At 45.5% G+C, this 25,488-nt stretch carries 21 protein-coding genes; 13 read left to right on the forward strand and 8 right to left on the reverse strand.

Going from position 1 to position 25,488, the window contains the following annotated elements:
* The first annotated feature begins 30 nt into the window (after positions 1–30).
* Positions 31–4,374 carry an Ig-like domain-containing protein gene (locus NKT06_RS04635; RefSeq protein WP_253430543.1) on the forward strand — a complete coding sequence of 1,448 codons (4,344 nt, stop codon included), beginning with the start codon at positions 31–33 and terminating at the stop codon, positions 4,372–4,374.
* 23 nt (positions 4,375–4,397) lie between these two features.
* On the opposite strand, the gene NKT06_RS04640 is transcribed toward NKT06_RS04635, so the two are convergent.
* The 4 genes from NKT06_RS04640 to NKT06_RS04655 form a co-directional block, all read right to left on the reverse strand.
* The gene (locus NKT06_RS04640) at positions 4,398–4,856 is read right to left on the reverse strand and encodes a hypothetical protein (protein ID WP_253430547.1); all 459 of its coding nucleotides are present in this window, start codon (positions 4,854–4,856) and stop codon (positions 4,398–4,400) included.
* Positions 4,853–5,368: a hypothetical protein gene (locus NKT06_RS04645; RefSeq protein ID WP_253430549.1), complete on the reverse strand. Its 516-nt coding sequence runs from the start codon at positions 5,366–5,368 to the stop codon at positions 4,853–4,855. Before NKT06_RS04645 ends, NKT06_RS04640 begins: the two co-directional genes overlap by 4 nt.
* 26 nt (positions 5,369–5,394) lie before the next feature.
* Complete coding sequence (locus NKT06_RS04650; protein WP_253430552.1) at positions 5,395–5,613, reverse strand: hypothetical protein; 219 nt, start codon at positions 5,611–5,613, stop codon at positions 5,395–5,397.
* A gap of 690 nt (positions 5,614–6,303) precedes the next feature.
* A complete protein-coding gene (locus NKT06_RS04655) occupies positions 6,304–7,293 on the reverse strand; it encodes a quinone oxidoreductase family protein (RefSeq protein ID WP_253430554.1) in 990 nt (329 codons plus the stop codon).
* Positions 7,294–7,474: 181 nt separating this feature from the next.
* Between NKT06_RS04655 and NKT06_RS04660 the strand changes: the two genes are divergently transcribed.
* The 4 genes from NKT06_RS04660 to NKT06_RS04675 are packed head-to-tail and all read left to right on the forward strand — an operon-like array spanning position 7,475 to position 10,911.
* The gene (locus NKT06_RS04660; RefSeq protein WP_253430557.1) at positions 7,475–8,335 is read left to right on the forward strand and encodes a LysR family transcriptional regulator; all 861 of its coding nucleotides are present in this window, start codon (positions 7,475–7,477) and stop codon (positions 8,333–8,335) included.
* 48 nt (positions 8,336–8,383) lie between these two features.
* A complete protein-coding gene (locus NKT06_RS04665) occupies positions 8,384–9,490 on the forward strand; it encodes a threonine aldolase family protein (protein WP_253430560.1) in 1,107 nt (368 codons plus the stop codon).
* A 41-nt stretch (positions 9,491–9,531) separates the two neighbouring features.
* Positions 9,532–9,993 (forward strand): SMI1/KNR4 family protein, encoded by a 462-nt coding sequence (locus tag NKT06_RS04670; RefSeq protein ID WP_253442384.1) that lies wholly within the window; start codon positions 9,532–9,534, stop codon positions 9,991–9,993.
* Positions 9,994–10,023: 30 nt separating this feature from the next.
* Positions 10,024–10,911: a LysR family transcriptional regulator gene (locus NKT06_RS04675; RefSeq protein WP_253430563.1), complete on the forward strand. Its 888-nt coding sequence runs from the start codon at positions 10,024–10,026 to the stop codon at positions 10,909–10,911.
* Between the two features lie 197 nt (positions 10,912–11,108).
* Here the strand turns inward: NKT06_RS04675 and NKT06_RS04680 are convergent, their stop codons facing one another.
* Together NKT06_RS04680 and NKT06_RS04685 are read right to left on the reverse strand one after the other, a co-directional pair.
* On the reverse strand, positions 11,109–12,098 hold the full coding sequence (locus NKT06_RS04680; protein WP_253430566.1) for an aldo/keto reductase family protein: 990 nt from the start codon (positions 12,096–12,098) through the stop codon (positions 11,109–11,111).
* 107 nt (positions 12,099–12,205) lie between these two features.
* Positions 12,206–13,240 carry a PocR ligand-binding domain-containing protein gene (locus tag NKT06_RS04685; RefSeq protein ID WP_253430570.1) on the reverse strand — a complete coding sequence of 345 codons (1,035 nt, stop codon included), beginning with the start codon at positions 13,238–13,240 and terminating at the stop codon, positions 12,206–12,208.
* Between the two features lie 305 nt (positions 13,241–13,545).
* Between NKT06_RS04685 and NKT06_RS04690 the strand changes: the two genes are divergently transcribed.
* The 5 genes from NKT06_RS04690 (at position 13,546) to NKT06_RS04710 (ending at position 21,202) form a co-directional block, all read left to right on the forward strand.
* A complete protein-coding gene (locus NKT06_RS04690) occupies positions 13,546–14,688 on the forward strand; it encodes a glycerol dehydrogenase (protein WP_253430573.1) in 1,143 nt (380 codons plus the stop codon).
* Positions 14,688–16,454 carry a dihydroxyacetone kinase subunit DhaK gene (dhaK, locus tag NKT06_RS04695; protein WP_253430576.1) on the forward strand — a complete coding sequence of 589 codons (1,767 nt, stop codon included), beginning with the start codon at positions 14,688–14,690 and terminating at the stop codon, positions 16,452–16,454. Before NKT06_RS04690 ends, dhaK begins: the two co-directional genes overlap by 1 nt.
* A gap of 499 nt (positions 16,455–16,953) precedes the next feature.
* Positions 16,954–18,009 (forward strand): hypothetical protein, encoded by a 1,056-nt coding sequence (locus tag NKT06_RS04700; RefSeq protein WP_253430579.1) that lies wholly within the window; start codon positions 16,954–16,956, stop codon positions 18,007–18,009.
* 559 nt (positions 18,010–18,568) lie between these two features.
* Positions 18,569–19,744, forward strand: a complete 1,176-nt coding sequence (locus tag NKT06_RS04705) for an alanyl-tRNA editing protein (RefSeq protein ID WP_253430582.1) — start codon at positions 18,569–18,571, stop codon at positions 19,742–19,744.
* Between the two features lie 153 nt (positions 19,745–19,897).
* A complete protein-coding gene (locus NKT06_RS04710) occupies positions 19,898–21,202 on the forward strand; it encodes a DUF1963 domain-containing protein (protein WP_253430584.1) in 1,305 nt (434 codons plus the stop codon).
* Between the two features lie 652 nt (positions 21,203–21,854).
* Here NKT06_RS04710 and NKT06_RS04715 read toward each other — a convergent pair.
* On the reverse strand, positions 21,855–22,202 hold the full coding sequence (locus NKT06_RS04715) for a DUF1801 domain-containing protein (protein WP_253430588.1): 348 nt from the start codon (positions 22,200–22,202) through the stop codon (positions 21,855–21,857).
* Positions 22,199–22,774: a GNAT family N-acetyltransferase gene (locus NKT06_RS04720; RefSeq protein ID WP_253430591.1), complete on the reverse strand. Its 576-nt coding sequence runs from the start codon at positions 22,772–22,774 to the stop codon at positions 22,199–22,201. Before NKT06_RS04720 ends, NKT06_RS04715 begins: the two co-directional genes overlap by 4 nt.
* Positions 22,775–23,029: 255 nt before the next feature.
* Here NKT06_RS04720 and NKT06_RS04725 point away from each other — a divergent pair, with 255 nt between their 5' ends.
* From NKT06_RS04725 to NKT06_RS04735, 3 genes are all read left to right on the forward strand, one after another.
* Positions 23,030–23,485: a GNAT family N-acetyltransferase gene (locus NKT06_RS04725; RefSeq protein ID WP_253430608.1), complete on the forward strand. Its 456-nt coding sequence runs from the start codon at positions 23,030–23,032 to the stop codon at positions 23,483–23,485.
* A gap of 165 nt (positions 23,486–23,650) precedes the next feature.
* Complete coding sequence (locus NKT06_RS04730; protein ID WP_253430611.1) at positions 23,651–23,932, forward strand: hypothetical protein; 282 nt, start codon at positions 23,651–23,653, stop codon at positions 23,930–23,932.
* Between the two features lie 137 nt (positions 23,933–24,069).
* Positions 24,070–25,422, forward strand: a complete 1,353-nt coding sequence (locus NKT06_RS04735; RefSeq protein ID WP_301289778.1) for an amino acid permease — start codon at positions 24,070–24,072, stop codon at positions 25,420–25,422.
* Positions 25,423–25,488: the final 66 nt, after the last annotated feature.

A 25,488-nucleotide genomic window follows, 5' to 3' on the forward strand; every position in this document is an offset into this window, starting at 1 on the left:
AAATATCCCACATCATGAAGGAGAACCTCTATGCCAAAAATAAGAAGGACTGTGCAGCTCGCTTTGATTGCGTTGCTTCTTTCCAACACTGTACCCGTATCTGCACAACATGTTAAGTCAGAGGAGCAGACTATGTCTGTGCCTGGCATATCCTCAGCTCATCATAACAATAATAAGTTAAACGATGTTATGAATAGGGCCGTATCCATGGGATTCATCAAGGGAGATCCAGATGGAAACGTTCGTGCAGCTGATCCAATCACCCGTCAGGAACTGGCAGCTGTTCTTGCTCAAGCTCTGGGTCTCACACTGGACAAGTCAGTCTCAGCATCTTTTACGGATGTGAAATCTACTAGCTGGTCAGCACCTTCCATTCAGGCGGTCAAGAAGGCGGGGATTTTGCAAGGAGATGCAACAGGGCGTTTCCGTCCACAGGCCCAGATCACTGGACAGGAACTGGTGACAGTCCTGGTAAGAGCCACGGCTTTGGCTAAACAAGAAGTTCAGGGGGATCCCCTTCCTTCAGATTGGAAAGGAGCGAGTACGTGGGCTGCTCCATATATTCGAACTGCTGAGAAGGCTGAACTTCTAAGCGAATATCAGGGAGAGAATAAAGTTAAACAAGGGCTTGTTCGGGGCGAAGCCATAGGCATGCTGCTCTCGGCCATGTTCCCGGAAACCCGCTTGTCTGTCATTCAGTCAATCGAAGGAAAGCAGATTCAGATCAACGGTGTTATCTATCAGATCTCTGAACAAGTGGCAGGCCTTCTGAATAATCGTAATAAGGCTGTACTGGCTCAGGCTGGAATACAGTTCAAGAGTTCAAATCATACGCTCACTGAAATTAACGGGTTGGAAATTAGAACAGGTGGTCAAGAGGCGGGCCCAGGAAAAGCTGAATTTAGCGGCAATCTGCTATTGGATGGCGGAGACGCTGTAATTCATGGGGATCTAACCACGAAAGCAGACTTTGTTTCAGTGGAAGGACTTACAGTCAAGGGCAAGCTGACGATTGCCCCCGAGGTGAAACATGATTTTTTTGCCAAAGATATCAATGTGGCACAGTCTGTCTTCGTTTATGGCGGCGATAGTAATACGGTTGTATTTGAAAATTCCATTCTCAACATTGTGGGTGTAGATAAAAGCGATGTACATGTGGCATTAACAGGGAATACCCGTACTCAAGAAGTTAACGTTAGATCAGACAGTATGCTCGATATCGAGAAAGCGGCTAATCTCCCGTTATTAAATATTCTCGAAGGTGCAAGCAAAGTGGAGCTACAAGGAGCCATTGATACAGTTCATGTGAATACATCCAAGTCTCTGCAACTTAACGGTAACGTCACTTTACAGCAACTCAATGTGGATGGGACAGGCGCTGTCAACATTAATGCAGCAGGCACCATTCAGCAGCTTCAAGTGAATAACCCTTCCACGCAGATTAATGTGGCGGGGAATGTGAAAGTTTCAGATATTTCCTTGGCTGCCGGAGTCTCGTCTTCAGTTGTGAGTGGAAATACAGGAACGGCATCTTCCAATACGGTATCTCCTTCGTCAGGGGGAGCAAGTGGGGGGAGTGGAGGCGAAACATCTCCTGTTGTTGCCAATCGTGCTCCTGAACTACTGAAACCATTTGAAAATCGCAAGTATACGCAGAATGGGCAAGGAGCAACGTTAAACCTAAACAACTATGTGACTGATCCGGATGGTGACTTGGTCACTTATACGGTCAGTTCATCCAAACTTGCCGTTGCAAAGGTTATCCTAAATGGATCGCAATTAGATATTGTTCCCTTGGGGGATGGCACGGCTACCATAACGGTGACTTCCAATGATGGTCGTGGTAAAAGGCTGAGATCCACATTCGAAGTCTACGTGAATAGACCTCCTATTGCATCGCCAATTCCTGATCAGGAATTGATAGCTGAGTCAGGTAGCAAGGATGTGGATCTCATGGTCTATGTTATGGATGATGAGAAATATGAATCGGAATTGCTATACAGTGTAACGAACAGTGCCCCGGAAATCGTGGACACAGAAATCGTAAAATCGAACTATGCTGAATCTGTATTAAGGTTAACGCCTAAAAAGGCGGGGGAAGTTATTCTTAAAATCAAGGTGGATGATGGGCAAATTGCAGATGATGGCAGTACGGGAATTACTGAACTCGACATGAAAGTTGTTGTTCTGCCACCACTCAATCGTGCGCCTGTCGGGGAAGCTCCATCGAAAATAGAGGTATACCTGGGAGATGACATCCCTGTAGTGAAATTGAACGAGGTATATACTGATCCAGATGGGGATCCTTTGACGTATACAGCAACTTCATCCAATCCAGACGGGGTAACAGTAGAGGAGAATGCGGGTGAACTGAAGTTAACATCACTTCAAAATGGTACGTATACGATATCTTACACAGTGAATGACGGTAACGGAGGAATCACTGAGGATTTCTTTGACATCGATATTCTACTAGTGCCAAATCATAATCCGGTAGGAAACTCACCAGGATGGGTTGAAGCATATCTGGGTTTCCCGACAGATCCTATCCCCTCGGTGGACTTAAATGATTATTATACAGATCCGGATGGTGACCCACTTACATTCAGTGCATACTCCTCTAATCCTGATTTAATTGTTGAGGAGGAAGCGGGTGTACTGAGCTTTACCGCTCTAGAATTTGGAGAATACATCATTTATTATTCAGTAGAGGATGGAAAAGGTGGTTCCATTTCAACCGCATTTCAGATAAGGATTAATCCTAAGCCTAATGCTTCTCCGGTGCTTACTCAGAATCTGCCTGCTCAAACGTTGTTTGTAGGCAAGGAAGATGCGGTCATTAATCTCTCGGAATATTTTAATGATCCCGATGGAGATGCATTAGAGTTTCATACACCGCTTGATTTCAACAATCTCCTGATCGCAGAGATGGTTATTCAAGAAAACAAGCTGATTATTCATCCGAGACAGGTTGGTAAATTCCAAGCTAACATCAAAGCAAAAGATATGTATGGAAAAGAAGCGACAGCCTATATTGATATTGAAGTTCTTGAATCTGGAAATATCAGTTCAATTCCGGATCAAACGGTAACATGGCCTTGGTCTGCTCTGAATCTTGACCTGACATCGTACCTGATGAATTTTGATACAGCCACGTTAACGGTGGATGCTTCCTCAGCAGATACCAATATTGCGACAGTCTCTGCCAATGGTTCACAGATAGCTGTTGCTCCAGTTGCTGAAGGAAATACAACAGTGACGTTAACGGTATATGACCAGAAAGGGCGTAGCGAACAAGCTTTCTTTGGCGTGACTATACAAGGCGAGCCTGCTGGCCCTAACTTGGCCCCTGAGGTAGTAAGTAGCATTTACGAACAAGTTTTGACACCTAATGTAACGAATGAGCGCACGTTTGACCTGAGCCAACTATTCAGTGATCCCGATGGAGATGCGTTGCAATTCACGATAAGCAATAGCTCAAATGAAGCGGTGAATGCAAGCATTAATGGTAACCAGATCATACTAAAACCGGGGACTGGGAATGTAGTTGCTCCTTTAACCATAACAGCGAAGGATGGAAAAGGTGGACAGGTAGATTACACCTTCAACGTTCGGACTGCTTCTCTAGTTAACGGTGGGGTCATGCAGATCAACACGAAGTCCGGTGTCATAGATCCTCTGATTCTTACAGCGTCCAATTGGTTCCCTGGGCAGACGAGTTTTAAAGTATATAGCGGTACGCCAGATTCAACGTTTACAGGACCGGATACGATTAATTCTCCCCAGATCCCTTTGAGTGTATCTCCATTATTATTCTGGATCATAGGGAATGACGGTAGGGCCGTGGTCGTTCAGGTGAACTCGAAAAATCAGGGCACGTCAGAGTTGTTCTTCTCTCAGTATGCAGATGCAGGGAATGGCCGCAGTGTTGTTCAACTTTATTACACAGGTGACGGTGATCCGTCACATAAAGCAACCGGGTATCAATTGGAAGTTCATCAGTGGTTGAAAAAGACATCCACAATGAAAGTGACAACCAAAAACATATTAGATGTTACTTCGGGGTTACCTTATTTAAACATCAATTATACTTTTTACGATTTTTTCGATATAACGCCAGCTTGGTACTACAATGATGAGTTGGAATTGTATAATCCGTATGAGTATAACGTCGTTGCGTTCGTTCTGAGAAAAGATGGACGAATCGTAGATGTCCTAGGTGATCCAACTTCACATGAGCAATTCATGCCTGCTGGCGGGACGTTTATTCGAAAACGGGGGATATATACAGGTTCACAACAGTTCTCATTAACTGGTGAATGGAATGAGTTTCCTAAAGGAACTCTACAGTACGTGGACAAACATACACCGTAGACTTGTATTTGCTACAATGACGTTCAGTCTAACAGATGGTACGTCTCAATAACGAAATAAAAATCCTCCGTGCTCTGAAAGAGAGTATGGGGGATTTTTTCATTTAACAGGATACGGATACATGCAGGATCTAAGAATTTCGTTCTTCTGCGCCACCGTTCGTTCACAAGTGCTGATTCTTCTGCATAAGAACGTTCCAGCTTCGCACGGATAAATTGCTCTGCATGTTCGTTTGGACGAGAGTGAAGTTCTTTGGCGTACTCACCAAATGAGCTGACATCCCGTACCTTTTCCAACACACTGTTCAGTAGCGGACTGCCCGCATAGAGCAAGGAGGCCGTCTCTTCAGATTCAAACTTGAGCAACAGAATAGCCTTCTGGATGGCTTGCATCTCACCTTGAGTTAGGTAAACAGCCTTCGTAGCGTGCTCTCCTGATGCTTCTGATGCCCCTGGTAAAAATGGTTCATGGTCCTGATTCATAGATCATCACTTCCTGAGATGGAATGCAGTTCTCGCTTGGCGAAAGTGCCGAAATGCGGATGAGATTGGAGCGATTCCAACGCAAGGATAGCCCTTGGGATATGTTTGTGAGCAGTCAGAATAGCAAAAGCTGCACCTTGAAGTAAAATGTAGGCATTCCCCTCCAGCACGTCCTGAGCCAACGTAATCTCAGCTTCGGTAGCAGGTAACAAGGCGAGAGTCTGTAAAGCATAATTCTGTACATCCTCATCTTCTTCTGAGTCTCGAACAAGTTGTGCGGCAGCATGACGAATTTCATCCAATAGTGAGGAAGACCCGGCCATGCCCAAAGCACGCCATGCTTCGATGCGGATGAGATCTTCTTCATGTGTATCCATACCGATAGATAGAACTTGATGTGTAAATTGGTTATCGGTTAGTTCGATCAGATCACGAAGTGCCTGGAGTTTCTCTTCACCACTGATTTCGTTAAAATCAGGGTATTCATTGTTGTTATGATTCATATCAGTCATTTGTATCATTCACCTCCTGAAGAATATTAAGATGGGGGCGGAAGAATGATCGGACGAGCTGCCAACGCTTCCTCTACAATCTGTTCAGGCGTCAGGTCTCGATCATCCCAGTAAATCAGGTTACTGATCTCTGCGTGAGGCACCTGCTGCTGTAGCTCCGTCAACATGTCATCCAACTCGGCTTCCGTTCCTTCAGAGTCCATCAGTTTGCGAACCAATTCTACCAAATGTAATCGATTGTCCATATCGATACCTCCTGAATGATTTATAGCATGAACCAACCAGAGCAAGCGTTAAAGAGAGAACGATAAAAAAGCGTTAGAGAGTGTTGAAGAGGCTAACGAGCGCTAACGAATCTGAGACGTCTTATTCAAGGCTGGGGAGCGCCCGCGGAAATCTAAGGAACCTGAGACACACTATATTCGAATAAACAGCCGTTTGCAGCGTTATAGCCTGTGATTTTTGGGAAATAACGTGTCTGAAGTTTCTTACAATTTAGAAAGCGGACTTAAAGGCTGAATAAGACGTCCTGAGTTCTTTAGAAAATCAACGGACCCATTCGACAGGAGTAATCAGCTTGGACTTCAAGACGTTTTAGATGCTGAAGCCCATCATCGTATAGCTTTCCTGAGTTTGAAGACACACCCTAGTCTTGTATTGGGCTTTGCTCCAATTCAATTCGATCCAATCAAATCCAATCCAATCCAATTCAATTCAGTTCAATTCGTTCTAATAAGAGAGGACAGAAGGGACCAGAAGAAGCGGAGCGTTCGCCTGCAAGCTTTCTGCAAGAAAGCTACATCAGAAGCATACGCTATCCCCGAATTTCCCCATTATAAAAGGAATCAAATAAATCTGGGGATAACAGCGATCGGAAGGTTGTTCTGTCATCAGAGTGTGCAGTGTAACTATTTTCTAGTTCAATTTATCTAGCATCACTCCATACGTATAGCCAGATTACCAAACTGCGCGCCTTTTTCCATGCGTTCGAATGCCTTCGCTACATCCTGCAACGGATATACGCTATCGATTACAGGATGTATATCATGCTGCTCCACCCATCGCAGCATCTGGATAAACTCCTCACGGCTGCCCATAGAGGTGCCGATTAGACTGATCTGCGGGAAGAAGATAGAGCGAATTGGTAGGGTCACATCATCCCCCGAGCTTGCACCATACATCACGATACGTGCACCTGGTCTGATTATATCAAAATATTTCGGGAACATGGCTTGTCCGATGCTATCCAAGATGATGTCCACAGGTTCCAGATCGTTCTGCAAATTCCAATCGGCATGACTATCCAGTGCATGGGTAGCACCCAAGCGCAGTGCCTCATTTCTTTTGGCTTCACTTCTGGAGGTGACAGTCACCTTAGCACCAGCCGCTACTGCCATGAGCAGGGCATAAGTCGCTACACCACCGCCAATACCGGGAATGAGGACATGTTCACCTTGCTTTAATACGCCGCGAGTAAACAAGGCGCGATAGGCCGTCAGCGCTGAAAGGGGAAGCACACCTGCTTCCTCCCAGGATAGGTGGGCTGGCTTAGGCAGGGCATTTTCAGCAGGCAACGTAATATATTGAGCCAGCGTTCCATCCGTAGGACCACCAACAATATCGGGCACGATCGGTACGTTATTCGCAACTTCCCAACCGAGCGTAGGATGGATAATGACTTCATCCCCTATCTCGAGTCCACTTACACCTTCGCCAATCTCTACGATAATACCTGCCCCATCGGAACCAGGAATGAGCGGGGTGTCCTGGGTTCCGCGTCCTGCCATGATAAATAGATCCCGATGGTTGATACCAGCGGATTTTAATTGAATCTGCACTTCCCCGGCTTCTGGTGCCCGAGAGATTGACTCTGTATATTGAAGACCAGCAAGGCCGCTCTGGCCCGAATGGATCATAGCTTTCATATTTAATATTCCTCCTGTCTATTTAGCCAGATTTCACTACTGAGCCTCATTGTACAGATAGGGCAGATTCACGTAAAATGAACAAAAATGATTGTCAGTATCATTGAAAATAATAGATAAGCACTTTGCATGAATTAGATGATGAAGAATTCTGATATAACGACGAGCAGGTGATCAGGGTATGGATGCAGGTGATTTGAAAATATTTCAGGCGGTTGCCCGCGAAGGTAGTATCAGTAAAGCTGCACTCGCACTCAATTATGTACAATCTAATGTGACCACACGAATCAAACAGTTGGAGACACAGCTACAAGTACCGCTGTTTCATCGTTCCAATCGGGGGATGTCTCTTACACCAGCGGGAGAGAATCTACTTGTGTATGCGGATCGAATTTTGCAATTATTATATGAAGCAGAGCAGGCCACACAAGTGGGGAATCCGCCTTCCGGCATGCTTCGTCTGGGTGCCATTGAGACAGCAGCTTCCACTTTCCTCACGCCGCTCCTGGCTGAATACAGTTCATGTTACCCGGAGGTACAACACTCGCTTGTCACGGGTGGGACCCATGAACTGAATCAGAAGGTAATCCAACATGAATTGCATGGGGCGTTAATATATGGCCCAATCGATCATCCTGATCTGAACTATATGAAGATGTATGACGAGGAAATGGTGTTGATCGCCGAACCTGGAGTGCATGAGATACACGAGTTATTGTCCAGGCCGATGTTGTTTTTTGAGATCGGATGCACACATCGCACTCAGGCGGAATCCTTTTTGAAAGATCAGGGTATCCACTCACTGAGCATTATGGAATATGGAACACTGGACACGATTCTGAATGGGGTATCTGCTGGGCTCGGTGTATCATTGTTGCCGCGGTCTTCAGTTACCAAAGCAGAATTAAGGGGCGAGATCACGGTGATGTCTTTGCCAGATCCCTATTCCCGGTTGGAAGTAGGATTTGTGTATTCCCGTGGTGAACATATATCAAGTGCGCTAAGCGCTCTGGTACAGATCATTACAGAACCCGAACTATAGAGGTTGTTGAAAAAGTAAGCTTTTGAACAAGCATTATTAAAGGAGTGAATGGCGTTGGAGGATACTACGTTAACATTGGCGGATGCATTTAATCAGGTAGATTTTATTGTGGGCGGTCATGGCAGTCGCCAAGTGAAGGTGCTTCAGAACGTACTGGAGCAGATCGATGGGGAGACCTTCAGTGACCACTACGGCAACGGCCCCATCATCGAAGAATTTCAGCAACAGATGGCGGACGTTCTCGGCAAGGAATCGGCAGTGTTTTTCCCAAGTGGAACGATGGCGCAGCAGATTGCATTACGGATCTGGTGTGATCGCAAAGGGATAAAACGAGTAGCCTATCACCCTCTATGCCATCTGGAAATCCATGAGGAAGATGGATTGAAAGAGTTACATCAGATTGAATCGATTTTACTGGCGGACAAGGATCGGTTGATTCGTTTGCAAGATGTACAAGCGCTTGATCAGGATATTGCCTGCCTGCTGTTGGAACTGCCACAACGCGAGATTGGCGGGCAATTGCCAGCGTATGAAGAACTGGAAGCAATCTCGGCCTATTGCCGTGAACGCGGGATTAAGCTGCACTTGGACGGAGCACGTCTGTTTGAGATTACTCCCTATTACGAGAAAACGCCTGCGGAGATTTGCAGTCTGTTTGATACGGTGTATGTGTCTTTTTACAAAGGGATCGGGGGCATTGCGGGGGCCATATTGGCAGGAGACACGGATGTAATGCAAGAGTCGAAAGTATGGAAACGGCGGCACGGCGGTGATCTGATCGGCCTGTATCCGTATATTCTGAGTTCCCAGTATTATTTCAATGAACGGATTGGCAAAATGGAGCTTTATTATGAGCAGGCTAAAGAACTGGCATCTCTATTGAATGCGTGTCACGGGATACATACATTGCCCGAAGTCCCGGTATCCAATATGTTCCATGTACATTTTGCGCTTGGTGCTGCCGAAGTTGAACCAATCCTTGTGCAAATGGCTCAGCGGTTTGGCATAGGAATGACTTCATATCTGAACAAAACGAGTGGGAACAGCTGTGCCTTTGAATTGTCCACGGGTGATCGTTATGAGAATATTCCCCAGGATAAGCTGCGTGCAGCACTGGAATGGCTGGATCAAGAGTTGCGTACACAGGTGAGATAACAAGCGGATTCTAATGTAAAGGGGGAGTTCAAGTGAAGTCGATGGAATTAGAACCGATTCGTGATCTTTTGGTGAAAGCTTACAATACGACTATGGGAGAAGGGTGCACGCCCGAACCGCAACAGAGCATTGAGAATTTTGAGCAAAAGTATAACGTGCAATTGCCCGTAGCGTACCGTGCACTTTTGCTTGAATTCGGGGCATGTAATTTCGGCGATCCTGCCTTGTATTCAGCAAAAGAACTGGATTGGGCATATCCCGAGTTTCTGGAAGTCTACCGTGAAGTTAAGAAAGAGTACCAGCTGTCGGATGACCTCAATCCGTTCCCGATTGGTGGATTTGGCGAAGGCAGTATGGCTATATTGGATCAGACTTCGGGCAAGATCCTAATGTTGATCCATGATGCAGGAGATACGCCAATTCGAGAGATTGCAGTAGACTTTAATGATTTAATGACGCAGTTGACGGAGTCCGCGATCTGGGTACAGGAACAGATGAATTAACAGGGAGACGGAAGGAAGCGCAACAGACCTATGGATATTCGTAAGTTAAGATATTTTATCACCGTGGCGGAGGAGCTTCATTTTCACCGTGCAGCGGAGAAATTAAACATGACACAGCCACCCCTGAGCCAGCAGATTCAAAATCTGGAGGAAGAGCTAGGCGTAAAATTATTGGAGCGCACGAGAAAAATGGTTCGTTTGACGCCAGCAGGTGCCATCTTTCTGGAACAGGCTAGACTCATCATGGCCCAACTCGAACGATCCATTCAGCTTACACAAAAGGCAGATCAAGGGATTATTGGGCATATATCCGTAGCCTTCGTGGATTCCGCTTCGGGCGGGATCATGGTGGATGTCCTTAGGAAATTTCGCGCTGCGTATCCTCAGATTGAATTGACGCTGCGTGAGATGACTTCGTCCCAACAATTGCAGGCACTGGAGGACGGACAGATCCATATTGGATTTTTGCGATATCAGGAAGACACTCTTCATGTCTCTTTCCGTCCCTGTCAGATGGAAACGTTGATTGCCGTTTTGCCAGATCATCACCCGATGGCTTCTCAGACTCAAGTTTCAATTCGAGAACTGGCGGATGAAGATTTTATTTTATTCCCAAGGCATCTGGGTTCTCCGTTCCATCGTCTCGTTCTGGATTATTGCAGGGAGCATGGCGTAGATCCTAGAATTACACAGGAAGCGATCCAGATGTATACGATTGTAAATCTCGTTGCAGCGGGCATGGGTATTTCCATTGTTCCCTCCTCGGTGGATGTGTTCCAGCGAAAGGGTGTAGTCTTTCTTCCTTTACAAGAAAATCCGCCCTCCGTACCGTTGTACACGGCATGGCGGACGGATATGAATCAGGAAGTGATATCCCGCTTTATGAGCATTGTTGATAGGGAATATGAGTTGCACTAAAGGTTATTTACACTTACACTTCGATGACAGAACAACCTTCCAATCGCTGTTACCCCCAGATTTTTTCGATCCCTTTTCTTAAGGGGAAAATCTGGTGATAAAGGCGAACGCTCCGCTTTTTCAGGTTTTTTCTGTCCTCTCCGTTATCGTGTAAATGATTAGTTCAACTTAGAATGTTGTGAGTAGTAAAAAAGAAACTATCCCGTCTTGGCTGGATCACGCTCAATCAATGGATTCAATATTTCGTCAATACGAGTCATGATGACAGAGTCCAATTTCACACCAGAAGCTTTTACATTTTCCAATACCTGCTCGGGCCGGGATGCACCGATAATGACGGAACTGACATACGAATGTTGTAGAACCCACGCCACAGAGAGTTGAGGAAGAGTTAGACCAGTCTTTCTAGCGAGTGGAACAAGCTGTTGCACAGCGGTAAGAACATTTTCACGTAACCACTGACCAGCAAGTTTATTGAAAAAGGGCGCTCCTGCCTCAGCTGCTGCACGTGATCCGGTGGGCAACGCTGCGTTAGGCGCATATTTGCCTGATAGTATACCCTGAGCCAGAGGAGACCATGTAATCTGTCCAAGTCCTGCTTGGTCGCTTGCAGGTACCACTTCCTGCTCAATCACACGCCATAACATTGAATATTGGGGCTGACTTGCAATGAAGGGTACATGAAGTTCCCGCGCCCAAGCGGCTCCTCTTGCAATCTGATCCGCGTTCCATTCACTCACCCCGATGTAGTGAACCTTGCCCTGACGCACCAGATCGGAGAATGCCAGAAACGTCTCTTCCAGCGGAGTGTTGTAATCATAACGGTGAGCGTAATAGACATCGATATAATCCGTCTGTAGCCGCCGTAATGAACCATTGCAGGCTTCCATGATGTGTTTACGTGAAAGTCCGCGGTCATTATGACCTGTGCCGGTTGGGTGACAGACTTTGGTGCATAGTTCAATACTTTCTCTTCGTATATCCTTAAGAGCCTGTCCCAAGACGGTTTCTGCCTTCGTATTCGAGTACACGTCTGCCGTATCAAATGTGGTAATGCCTGCATCCAAAGCGGCGCGTACACAAGCTTCTGCTACTCCATCATGCACTTGCGCTCCGTGCGTAATCCAGTTGCCTAGTGAAATCTCACTGACGGTTAATCCACTGTTTCCTAACTTGCGATACTCCATTTCAATGCCGCCTCCCTATGTGATCTGGACTCCATTGTAGCAATGGCAGATTAATAGGTGAAATATCTTTTAACCCCATCTTTGATATGAAAAAGATATCAGTGAATCTACATGTTCTCCTGGATGTATTTACGATAGAGGGCAGGCGTGATTTCCTCAAACTTTTTGAATATTTTAATAAAATATCCCGATTCATTAAATCCCAGCTCATCACTGATCTGTGAGACAGGCATGTCGGTGACCTCCAGCAATTGCTTGGCCCACTTAATTTTGAGTTTTGCCAGGTAGGTTGTGAAGTTCTCGCCGGTTTCCTTGGCAAACAGCCTGCTGAAATAACTCGGACTCAGGTGGCATAGATCAGCCATTTGTTTGAGCGAAACTTGTTCGCTTTTGTGACTATGAATGTATTCAAAAGCAGGTTGAAGCACCGGACTGGAGCTTTCCGCATCACTTGGGCTGTTCTTAAGATAGGCATCTGCAATCGCATTGGTCATCTCTTTTTTGATCGACTCGATATTACGAATGGAGTACCCAGGCAGAATGGTGGAGAGGTTTAACGACTCCTGATTGCCTGAAGCTTTCTCGAACATTTCAACTAATAGATTTTTGTTGAGTGCTTCTTCCACAATGTAGTTGCAGAGCAGGGATAACATGTTGGAGATTTTCACAATCTCTTCATAGGTCATCACAGGCAGCTGGGCGTAATCGTCTTTTAATTCCTCCAGCTTGGCCGCATGCATGGGAACGTTTTTGGACGTGACAATCTGCTCCAGGTCGCGGCCTTTTTCCGGGTCGGCAAGTTTCACTTGTCCTGCCATGACGGCGCCGATATATTTGCCATCGATCGTGATCGGAATTGCGATATCAATGATATTGAAATGGCACAAATACACATAAGGCTCATTCAACCGAACGGCTTCCAGACCGCCGCGCGAATCACATTTTTGGCAGTAGGGGAGCAGCTCGGGATCTTTGCGTACGTTCTGGCAGAAGGCCTGACAGCTGCTGTGACTGGTTACGGGAATGCCTTTATAATCCACGGTAAGGATCGCCAGTTTGGTTACTGTTGCGAGAGAATCTTGTAGACGCTTCCATTTATTAAGGTCGAGTATTTTGTTGATATGCAGATATTCTTTAATCATAAGATGAAACCTCCATAGCTAACCTGATTCATAATTTAGGCCGTTAAAAGTTAGCAAGTTGTACATATTAAGATGTAATGATGACGGGTAATGTATAATGGAAGGTCAAAATTCAACCATCTCATGACAATAACATACCATGATTGCACCAAAAAGCAAAAAATTACGATTGAAAATTATAATAATTTGTTATCAAAGTCCACTGTAAACCTGCTGCTCATGGGTTATATTAAGGTCAATTGTAAGAAATTAAAATTTGATGTAATCACTTCACCAATTCATATCATTAGGAGGCATATATTATTATGAGAAAAGCATTTATCAGCCCAACCAAATATGTACAAGGCGAAGACGAGTTGTTGAACCTGGGGTACTTTGTTAAATCCTTCGGAGAATCGGCCTTGCTGATTGCACATCCGGATGATGTACAGCGTGTCAAAGCAAAGCTTGATGCAACAGCTGAGAAATTCAATATCACGTTTGTTGAAAGCGGTTTTAAAGGGGAATGTTCCCGTGAGGAAGTTGCTCGTCTGCAAGCAATCGCGAAGGAAAAAGGATGTGACTCTACCATCGGTCTTGGTGGCGGTAAAGCGATCGATGCTGCGAAATGTGTAGCTGAAGGCGAAGCACTGATTATCTGCCCAACGATTGCGGCAACAGACGCACCGACAAGTCACTCCGCTGTATTGTACACACCGGATGGTTCTTTCGATGACTATGCATACTTCAAACAAAGCCCAAGTGTGGTACTCGTTGATACAACGGTCATTGCTAATGCACCAACACGTTTTCTCGTATCCGGTATGGGAGATGCACTCTCTACATACTTCGAAGCAAGAGCAACAGCGAAATCCTATTCCCGTGTAAACGCAAGTCTGCCAATGGGTTCCCGCGAAGGGTATACACCATCTGCAGTAGGTACCAATGCGGCACTTGCACTGGCAAAACTGTGTTATGAAATGCTGCTGACTGACGGTGCAAAAGCAAAAGTAGCGAGTGATAGCAACGTCGTGACACAAGCGCTGGAAAACATCGTTGAGACGAACATTCTGTTGTCAGGTCTTGGATTCGAAAGTGGCGGTCTGGCCGCAGCACATGCGATCCACAACGGCTTGACAGTTCTGGAAGGCACACATCACTTCTTCCACGGTGAAAAAGTATCCTTCGGTACGATTGCACAACTGGTCCTTGAAAATGCACCAACCGAAGAGTTGCATGAAGTTATGGACTTCTGTCTTGAAGTGGGACTGCCTATTAGCTTGGCGGACATCGGTGTAGACAAGATTAGTCAGGAAGAGCTGTTGAAAGTGGCAGAGATCGCTTGTATTCCGGAAGAATCCATTCACGCGATGCCTTTCCCAATCACCGTTCCTGAAGTGGCTGCTGCCATTGCAGCGGCTGACCGTATGGGACGGGAGTACAAAGCAGCTCACCGGGAGGCAAAATAATGAAGAAAATCATTAACCAAGCCGAACATGTTGTTATGGAAATGTGTAACGGGATTGCGCTTGCGCACCCGGAGCTTGAATTTCTTAAAAAATATAAAGTGATTAAACGCAGAGAGATTCAGGCCGATAAAGTCAGCTTGATCAGTGGCGGAGGCAGCGGACATGAACCGGCTCACGCTGGTTATGTAGGTAAAGGGATGCTGGATGCAGCGGTATGTGGAGATGTATTCGCATCTCCTTCCCAAATCCAGGTGTACCAAGCGATCAAGGCAACAGCCAGCAATAAGGGTACACTTCTGATCATCAAGAACTACAGCGGCGACATGATGAACTTCAAGAATGCAGCGCATCTGGCTGAGGAAGATGGCATCGACGTACAGTATGTTCGTGTTGAGGATGACATTGCTGTACAAGACAGCCTGTATACCGTTGGACGTCGCGGCGTTGCCGGAACTGTACTGGTTCACAAGATTGCCGGAGCAGCAGCCGAAGAAGGCCGCAGTCTGGCAGAGGTGAAATCCGTTGCCGAGAAAGCTGCTCAGAACGTTCGCAGTATTGGTTTTGGATTCACATCCTGTACCGTGCCAGCCAAAGGCACGCCTACATTCGAAATTGCTGAAGATGAGATGGAATTCGGCGTAGGTATCCATGGTGAGCCAGGTATCCGTCGGGAAAAAATCGTATCGGCTGATGAATTGGCAGGACGTATGGTTGAAGCATTGCTTGCCGATATGAAGCTGGATACGGCTTCTGCTGAGATTGCAGTGCTTGTGAATGGTTTTGGTGCAACGCCACTGCAAGAACTGTACCTGCTTAACAATTCCGTTCAGCGTGAGCTTGCAGGACATGCAGGTCTGAAGGTCGCTACTACCTTTGTAGGCAACTATATGACAAGTATCGATATGGCGGGTGCATCGGTTACGGTTCTGAAACTGGATGATGAACTGAAGACGCTGCTGTTCAAGGAAAGTGATACACCTGCATTCAAAGTATCCGGTCCTCCGGTAGCACAAGTGGCATATTCCGAAGCGTTGGAAGCTGTTGTAGGTGAAGACGCTCCCGTATCTTACGAAGTGGAGACGGATGCATCTGCTGCGGTAATTCAAGGCAACCAATTCTCACTGGACAATGTCGTCTATCTGATCGATAAGATGGGTGAGATCATCATCAAGAACGAGGTACCGTTCTGTGAACTGGATTCACATGCCGGTGATGGCGATTTTGGTATGAGTGTGGCAAAAGGCTTCCGCCAGTTGAAACGCGAATGGAATCACATCATTAACGAAGATAAAAAAGACATCGGATCGTTCCTGGATGCATGTTCGTTAGTCATCATGGAATATTGTGGCGGCGCATCCGGCCCAATCTGGGGTTCGGCATTCCGTGCGGCTGGCAAAGCTGTAGGGGATAAACAGCAATTAAACGTTGCTGAGTTCGCTGAGATGATCCATGCAGCCGTGCAAGGGATTCAGTCTACTGGAGAGCGCTCATTCGGGCGTGGTGCCGTTGTAGGCGACAAGACCTTGATCGATGCACTCGTTCCGTGTGCCGATTCCTGGACACAAAGTGCAGAGTCTGGCGATGACTTCAAAACCGCATTTGCCAAAGGTGCAGCAGCAGCCGTTGAAGGTGCGAAGAAAACCGAAGACATCGTAGCACGTATGGGACGCGCGGGTACCGTAGGTGATCGTAGTCTGGGCTACCCAGATGCTGGCGCGTATGCGCTGGGTGTTATTTTCACAGAGTTATCCGAGTCGATGAAGTAAAGCTGTCGGCAAACTCGCAACTGTAAAATTATAAAATGTTTTCTCTACGAAGAGGATGTCCCATATGTCATGAATATGACAGGGCACATCCTTTTTGATGTGTTTTTTTTTGGTTGTAATGAACCTGACACACGCTATTCGCTCCCATTGGCCCAGATCTAAGATCTAATTAATCAAAGAGACGCTATTTTGTCGATTTACTGAATTTTTAAGGTGTGTTAGGTTCGTTAGCAATTGGAGCGAGGCTGAATTCCTTTTGAGACAGCTCCCTCGTTGTATAGAGTATATAGTCAACCTAAATGCGCTTATTGAAAACTTCTATAATAAACTCTATCTGGAAATTACAGGTGATTATTCATATACTTATAGGAGTATGGAGTCTGCACAAGCGTTCGGGTTTCTCTCATCCGTATCTGACGGAGGAAGCTTAGAATGCTTATACGGGGCGTTCGGATGTAGCCTATAGTTTTTGAGAAAAAATAATACGGAGGTAGAAGTTATGAGTGATATAAAACTGCCAATGATAAGACCTTCTGTACATGGCTACCTATGTAATGCCTATCCACTCTCAATTGCAATGCAGCATAAACAATCTGAAGCATGGTTTTACAGTAATTATATTCAATTGATTTGTGCTGGGAACTTTCCAGAAGGGAAATTCTTTTCGTTTTATACATCTAACTTGCCTTGGTATGATTTCTTTATGAGTTGTCCTCTCATTAACTATCAAAAGATCAACCAACGCTTTTTGGAAAAATATATGGGGGGCGTCATCAGCTTTATTTGTGATTCTATTGATCAAAATCAATATATTCATTTGTATGTGGATGAAAGTTATATTGCCCATAAAAAGGCATATAAAAAATATGCTTTTCCGCATGAAATGTTAATTTTCGGTTATAACAGAGAGACATTAAAATTTTATGTATCAGGCTATAATTCAGATGCTATATTCGGAGATTATGAGGTAGGCTTTGAAGAGTTTCTAGTAGCTTTTAACAATTGTGATAAAACTAAAAATAGAGAATATGTATGTTTATTATCTTATAACCCAGAGCATAACTATCACTTTGATCTAAAATTAATTATTAGATCTTTGAAGGAGCTAAGGTTTAGTCTCAATTCATCTTATCATTATCGTTCTATGAGCACTCCTTCTAATTGGATCTTTGGATTATCCATCTATGATCATATAATTCAATATTTAAGTGATCAAGTTAGTGCATTAAGGGAAAAGATTGATTTTCGAATCTTTCATACCATGTGGGAGCATAAGCGTGTGATGTTGGATCGATTAAATTATTTGAAGGAACATCATTATTTAGACGATGCTGACGAGCTTATAAGAATATATTCTGAAATTGAATCGGATTCAAAAATTTTAAGGAATTTGGCTATAATATATAACAAAAATGAAAACCCCACTATTATAACTTCTATAATGGAAAAAATGAAAAAAATCAAAAATCTAGAAGAGAATGCATTAAGCGACTTAATTTCACAGTTGGAAAGTGTGGAGATCCATGAAAAGCTCCTGAGTCATTATTATCTATAATGTATACAGAGATGGGTATGAGTAATAGGGATCTGTGACGCGTGTTTAGTATCGCCAAAAGCCTTTAAAAAGTTGTCTGATTTAATGTTGACAATCCACAGATAGCGATTTATTAGCTACAACTAAAGGGGGGCAGAGAAATCGGACTTAGCTTCCCTTCGCATCAACTAATGAGCCTCCAATTTCCTTCCGAATGTCCTATTCCTCTGCACGCTTGAATCACCAATACATAGCCATGTTTAAAACGGGTATAGCCCGCTTCCAACCCTAAGACTGCACTTCCTTGATCTTGACCTGAGGTTGGGCTAATTATGGAAGTGAATTGAAAATTTAGCTCTGTAGCAATGGAAGAGGATTTTAGACAATGGATAGAACAACGCTCAGCATGCTGAGTAGGCGTTTGAGGTCTATCTCTGTTACTCTAGTGCTATTGGCTTGATAATGTAAAATAGTGTAAGCTTGAGAACAGATATAAGGATTTCCATGGAGCGTAATGCTACATGTCAAACGGGCAACAGATGTGGTATCTATATGAACGAGAAGGGATCTGGATGATTCAATGACGCAAAAAATCTATTATGACTCTGCTTATACAAGAGAGTGGCATACAACAATTACAGGTAAAGTGGACAAGGAAGACGGTGTATATGTCACGCTGGCGGAGACGGCTTTTTACCCGCATGGGGGCGGACAACCTTGTGATCTGGGTCGAATTGGCGGCATCACTGTTCTGGATGTGAACATCGAAGATGGAGCAGTGTGGCATAAGCTGGAACGCGCACCTGAACAGAACGAGGTACATTGTGAGCTGGATTGGGAACGAAGATTCGATCATATGCAGCAGCACACGGGACAGCATTTGTTATCTGCAGTAACGTTGAAAATGGCTGAAGCGATGACGCTCAGTTTCCATCTCGGTACGGAGTATGACACGATTGATGTGGCTGCTGAGTTGGGAGCGGATCAATTGACCGCCATTGAACAAGAAGTGAATCGTCAGATCTATCGTAATGCTCGCATCAACACGTCCTGGGTTACAACAGATGAGGCTGCCCAATTGCCACTGGTGAAGCAGCCTACGGTAACAGAGGACATTCGTATCGTCGAGATCGAGGGTGTGGAGTATAACGCCTGCGGCGGAACTCATGTGTTGGCGACAGGTGAGATCGGCATCATCAAACTGTTGAAAACCGAAAAAGTGAAGGGCGGCACTCGCATTTATTTCAAATGTGGAACAAGAGCGCTGAATGAATTCACATCCGTTCAACATGTGCTCAATAGCATCATGGTTAAATTAAAGACCAGCAAGGACGAATTATTGGAGCGTATTGAGAAAATGGAACTGGAGCAAAAACAGCTGCAAACCGAGCTGAATGCAGTGAAAACAACGAATGATGCCTATTATGCGAAGCAACTTCTAGCTGCTCGCGAAGGGTTAGTGATTGCTCAGATCTTTGAAGACAAATCGCTCAAGGACATGCAGAGCCTGGCTACCAAGCTGACGGCAGACCATGAGGGGCTTGTACTCTTTGCCAGTATCTCCGAGGCCAAAGTTGTTCTGGCACAGAACGGACAGCCACCTGAATGGGCTTGTGGACCTTTCTTCAAAGGCAATCTTGGAGCCTACAATGGCAAAGGTGGCGGCAGTGAAAAGATGGCTCAGGCAGGCTTTGCCAGCAGTGAAGATGCGCTTGCCTTTTACGAATTCACCAAGGACCAGTTGGGACATCACTGATTGTGTTTTGCAGATACGAAATACGAGATAGGCAGCATTGACGACATATGGAGCATGGGACAAGCACGTCACATTGTGGCGTGTTTTCCATGGATATCGAGCACATGGGTTATATGAGTTGAACGATTGCCGATCGTTGAAGGAGGTTGGAAGATGACAGAACGAATTCCGTGTCTACGGGAGGGGTGTGCAAATACCATTTTGCCAGCAACGGCTGCCAGAACAGGTGGGGTTTGCATGCCTTGCAAGCAGGAGATGGAGCGCGAGGAGCGCCAGAGATACATTGAAGCGAATCGACGTGACGTGAACTTGTATGCAGATATCACAGACCCGGTCGAAGTATTGAAAATCATGTATGAACCTCAGGTTCGCGATCCTCTAATTCGTTATGTACCCTATGAACAATCCGAGGAACAAGTATATCTCTCCTTGTCTGTAGAGCAACAAGATCAGATGAAGGATTATGCAATGCAACGGATTCATGCAGGTGATGAAGATACTGGCAAAGACATCCTGATCTACCTCGTTTGTTACCATGATATATCGTTGACCAACGAAATTCCTGAGCTGCTGGAACAGGAGATCTATTATCCTGCGATTTTGTATAAGAGTGCCTCGGAAGCAGTGCGAGATCGGCTCTTGCAGCAGGTGAATACCGATCATGAGAATCGGAACCACATATTGCTCATACTGGCCCATATCGGGGATAATGTTGTCGTGCAGCAGTTCCTGCAATGGAGAAAATCTCCGCCATCTTGGTCGAGCGAATTGTACGTGGCACCTGAGCATTACACCACTGAAGCTGGATGGGAGCTTACGAAAGACGGGCAGCGTAGAGCGTTATTCACCACCCCAAGTTATTCACTCTATAAAGTAACAGAAAATGAAGCAACTAACGTGGCAATAACCGGAAATTCACTCTCGATGCTGACCCGGAGCACCAATTGCTGTCCATGGTGTGGTGGTGCGTTAACGACCTTAATTAATCTGGATGTTAAGCATCCGGCACTGCGGGATGTGTCTTGGCATGCGGAGCGACTTCAGATCCAGACTTGCGTGATATGCAGCAGTTATGGTGTGGTTTACATGGAGCTGGACGCAGCCGGGGAACCGTTATGGAGTTCACATAACGTCATGCCTGTAGGAATGGACGAGATTGATCTGGACGAATATGGTAAACTTGCACCAGATGTTGGCCGGCAGTTTAGGATTGCGAATACATCGCGTCATGCCTTCCATGCCAGTGAGTGGGGGATGGAGCCATCGCTATCTCAGATCGGAGGCCATCCGGGTTGGGTTCAGGATGCGGAGTATCCACCATGTCCATGCTGTTCCGCGAGAATGAAGGCTGTCGCACAACTGGATTGGGGTGAGGTTGAGGAATATGGTGAGGGCATGTATTACATGTTCATATGTGAGCCGTGTCAGATGACCGCCGTATCGTACCAGCAATCTTGATGGTGGAAGCTATAATAAGCTCATTAACTTATCTATAGTACTACAGGACCGAGTAGGTTGTGATGACAGTAGCAATCATACTATGAGACTATATGAGGCATCCCGTAAGTTCTTGAACTTCATGGGATGCCTCTTTGCTTGCCCTGCGCAGGATGCATGGGGGATATCTGCTACAGTTAGCCGGTTATGTTAGTTATTTAGCCAGCAGAGTGAGAATGGGTTGTTTTTTATACATGCTTAGGCAGCTTTGTCGTACGCACACAATCTAACGAACCTGGCACGTCTTATTGGGCGAATTAGCAGCTCGGTAGAATTCTAACGAATCGTAGCCACGTTATTGCTTCATATGTCAGGTTTTTTCGAAGCAAATCAGAGGTTTTGTCTGTAATAAGACTGCTGAGATTCGTTAGAATTTCATATGCCTGTATAACTACGACATAAGGTGTATCCGATTCGTTAGCGCTTGGCCCAAACCCAAACCCGAACCCGAACCCGAACCCGAACCCGAACCCGAACCCGAACCCGAACCCGAACCCGAACCCGAACCCGAACCCGAACCTAAACTTACCCCATACACACGACCCGTTCATTACGCCCCCATAGTACCACCTGAGTTACTACTGCTTCGTATGCGTCTCTTCACTACATCCGTCTACAAGTCCGCAGATGCCTGCTTTAACAAACCAGCCAACCACTCATAATCCGGCGTATCTTTTTCCTTGAGCTTGATCGTTTTTCGTTCTTCCGGGCCTTCAAATATGCCATCGGGTAGATCCAGTCCGGCTGCATGAAAGATGGTGAAGGACATGGCTTGTTTGGATGGAGAGATGACCGCAACGTACTTTCCATTTTTCAAAAAATGAGGTTTCTTGTATTGCACACGTTCCTGCACGTCTGGGATGGTATCATGCACCATTTCTCGCAATTGTTTAGCGACCTGTACTTGCCAGGGGATCTGAATCTGTTCAATAAAGGCAGTAACGTCTGCATTCTTGGTCATGCTTGTTCACCCTCCGTATGGATCTGATTGTGTGTTTCCCATTCTGGTCTTAGGATTCCCATCATTAAGCGGTCGTAACGTTTGCCATCACGATATACAGCTGAACGTGCCCGACCTTCCAACTGAAAACCAACCTTCTCATAGGAGCGAATCGCTTTGGCATTGTAGGCGATGACATCGAGGCCAACCCGGTCCAGATTCATTTCATGGAATGCATATCGTAAAATAAGATTCAACGCTTCCGTGCCATATCCCTTGTTGCGATGTTCAGCAAGTCCGATGCCAATGGCAAGCTGTCCGCAGCGGTTGTTCCATTCAATGCTATGAATGACGACAAAACCAATCAGCATATCCTCTTCATGCGTGCGCAGTCTGAAGTAAACTTCCTTGTTCTTCGTTTCGCCCTCATCCTCCAACTGTTTCTCCGAATAGGGAATGGCCAGATCAGTATCCACATTCCGAAGGTACTCCGGGTCTTCGTTCCATTGCAGCATGGTCTGCACGTCTTCAGAGCGTGGTGGCGTCATCTTTAATCGTTTGCTATAAAACAGGTTGTCCGTAGTTAGTGTCATAGGGTTCTCCTTTAAAATAGGTTAAGATTGCCTCACCTTGGTTTCACGTTTAACTCTATGTATATTTCGCAATAGACCTCGCCCCTTTGGCATCTGATAGCCTCATCATACTGGAAATTATAGGTGAATCACAATAGAACATTTCAATGCGTATAAGTATCCTCTTGTCATGAAACCTAACACGGTAGTAAGATGAAATGATTGATATACATTCAGTGATAAAACAAATAAAAATGTCGGTGGGAGTGTTACATTTTGGAGATCAGATTGGATGATTTAAGTGGAGTACAAGTTAAGGCTTTAATTGCAGAGCACTTGCAAGGGATGGCAGCAGATTCACCTCCGGAGAGTATTCATGCGTTGAATCTGGAAGGACTCAAGAAGCCCGAAATTACATTCTGGTGTGCTTGGGAAGGGAACGACTTGCTCGGTTGCGGGGCTATCAAAGAACTGAATTCAGAACATGCCGAATTGAAATCGATGCGTACTGCTTCGGCTCACTTGAGAAAAGGTGTAGCAAGGAAGATTTTGGCCCATATTATGGGCGTTGCTGTAGAACGTGGTTATAAGCGAATCAGTCTGGAGACAGGCTCAATGGATTCGTTTATCCCGGCACGTAAGTTGTATGAAGACTTTGGATTCGAATATTGCGAACCATTCGCGGATTATATATTGGATCCGAACAGCACGTTTATGACCAAAACAATCTGAATCGATTCGCATGAGAAACCAGTATTCTGTTTTTTACAGGACACTGGTTTCTTTATTTTACAACATATCGTACATTTTAAAAGTTGGAAAAAGAGTAGAATAAACTCAATAATACAGCAATAAAGCAACTTGGCCTTGTTACGAAGAATGTGGAGGGAGTTGTCCATGATTTATTGGTGGTTTGATCCTATGAATCCGCTGTTTGCTGTCTTGGTGTTATGTCCAGTCATTGCTATGGTGCTTGGCGTATGCAGTTATTTTGCCAAAGGGTTTAGACTTTGGGGAGCGATGATAATCTCTTTTATGCTGCCTTTGTTGTATATCGCGAGTGATCTGTCCACATGGAGAGGCAACCTGGACGCTTGGTTCATCTATGGGGCAGGGTACAGTTTGATCTGCTGGATTGTACACAGATTGCTTCGTGCAATTACGGGGTATAAAAGATAGGTTATGTCCATATATGCTTGGGATGAATTGGCCATAAGGAACTTCTGGGCTGATTGATGGACAATAGGGTATACTGGACATTATGTCTATGAAACAAGACAGCATTACAGACGTTTTTTACATCAGGAGGACTTGAATTGGCTCAGACAGAAGGAACACTACAAAAGAAACTTAAACCAAGACACATCAGTTTTATGGCTATGGGTGGTGTCATTGGAACAGGAATTTTCAAAGGCAGCGCAGAGACGATTGGACTCGCAGGTCCGGGCGTTATTGTCACGTACATTTTTGCCGGATTATTGCTGCTGGTTGTTATGGCCGCGATGGCGGAGATGGCTACGGTGTACAAGAACAAAAATATGAAAGACTTTGTGCAGGAGGCATTTGGTAGCCGAGTATCCTTTGTTATGGGATGGATGTATTGCTTTCTATGGTTATCAGTATGTGTCATCGAGGTGATTGCCGCCGGGAGTTTTTTGCAGTATTGGTTCACGGAAGTACCGCTGTGGATGCTGAGTCTGGCTTGTGCGGCGTTCATTATACTGGTTAATCTGCTCAGTGTAGGTGTGTTCGGGGAATTCGAGTTTTGGCTGGCCGGGATCAAAATTGCCATGATCATTATTTTTATCTTCCTGGGTGCAGGGTTGATCTTTGGCATTATCCCAAGTGATAACACTCCATATCTGCAAAATTACACGCAAGCAGGCGGGTTCTTCCCGAACGGATGGTCTTCGATCTTCTCGGCACTGCTTGTGGTCATGTTCTCTTATGGGGGATCGGAGCTGATTGGTCTGACCCTGACCGAGACGGAGAATGCAGAAAAAGTTATGCCCAAAATCGTGGGCAATTTCATGCTCAGAATTATTCTGTTCTTCACCTTGCCGATCCTCATCATCTGTGGTCTCATCCCATGGAATGAGATCGGGCCGGAGAGCAGTCCATTTGTACAGGTGCTTGCCTCTACGGGACTGCCGGGAGCAGCACACATAATGAACTTTATTTTGGTAACGGCAGTTCTGTCGGCTGCGAATTCAGGGATCTATGGTGCATCCCGGATGATGCACTCCATGGCAGTGGGCGGGGAAGCTCCGAAGGCATTGTCAAAGACAAACCGCAACGGTAGCCCTGTTAACACACTTCTGGTGTGCTCAGTAGTTTTGCTCGGAGGTTCCTTGCTTGGCCTGTTCGCACAGGATCAGCTGTTCCGTGTATTACTCGCAGTTCCGGGGTTTGTCGTAATCCTTGTGTGGATCTGTATTGCCTCATCACAGTTGAAATTGCGGAAGAGATATCCGGTTCAACCGACCTTCAAAGTTTGGGGTTTCCCTTACATCACCGGAGTCGTGGTACTATGTCTCAGTGTGATTGCGGTGATGTTTGTGTTCGATGAAGGTAACCGTTTTAGCATTAGCATCTGTCTTGCTGTGCTCGCGGTGCTGATCATCTGGTCTCTGATTCGATTCAGAAAGATGAACGGACGGACAGTTTAATATGAATGGGTAGTATTGCAGATAAAGAATAACATGACATCTCGGCGCGGGCGCCGGGGTGTTTTT

This window comes from Paenibacillus sp. 1781tsa1 (genome assembly GCF_024159265.1).
In the GTDB taxonomy this organism is placed as follows: Bacteria; Bacillota; Bacilli; order Paenibacillales; family Paenibacillaceae; genus Paenibacillus.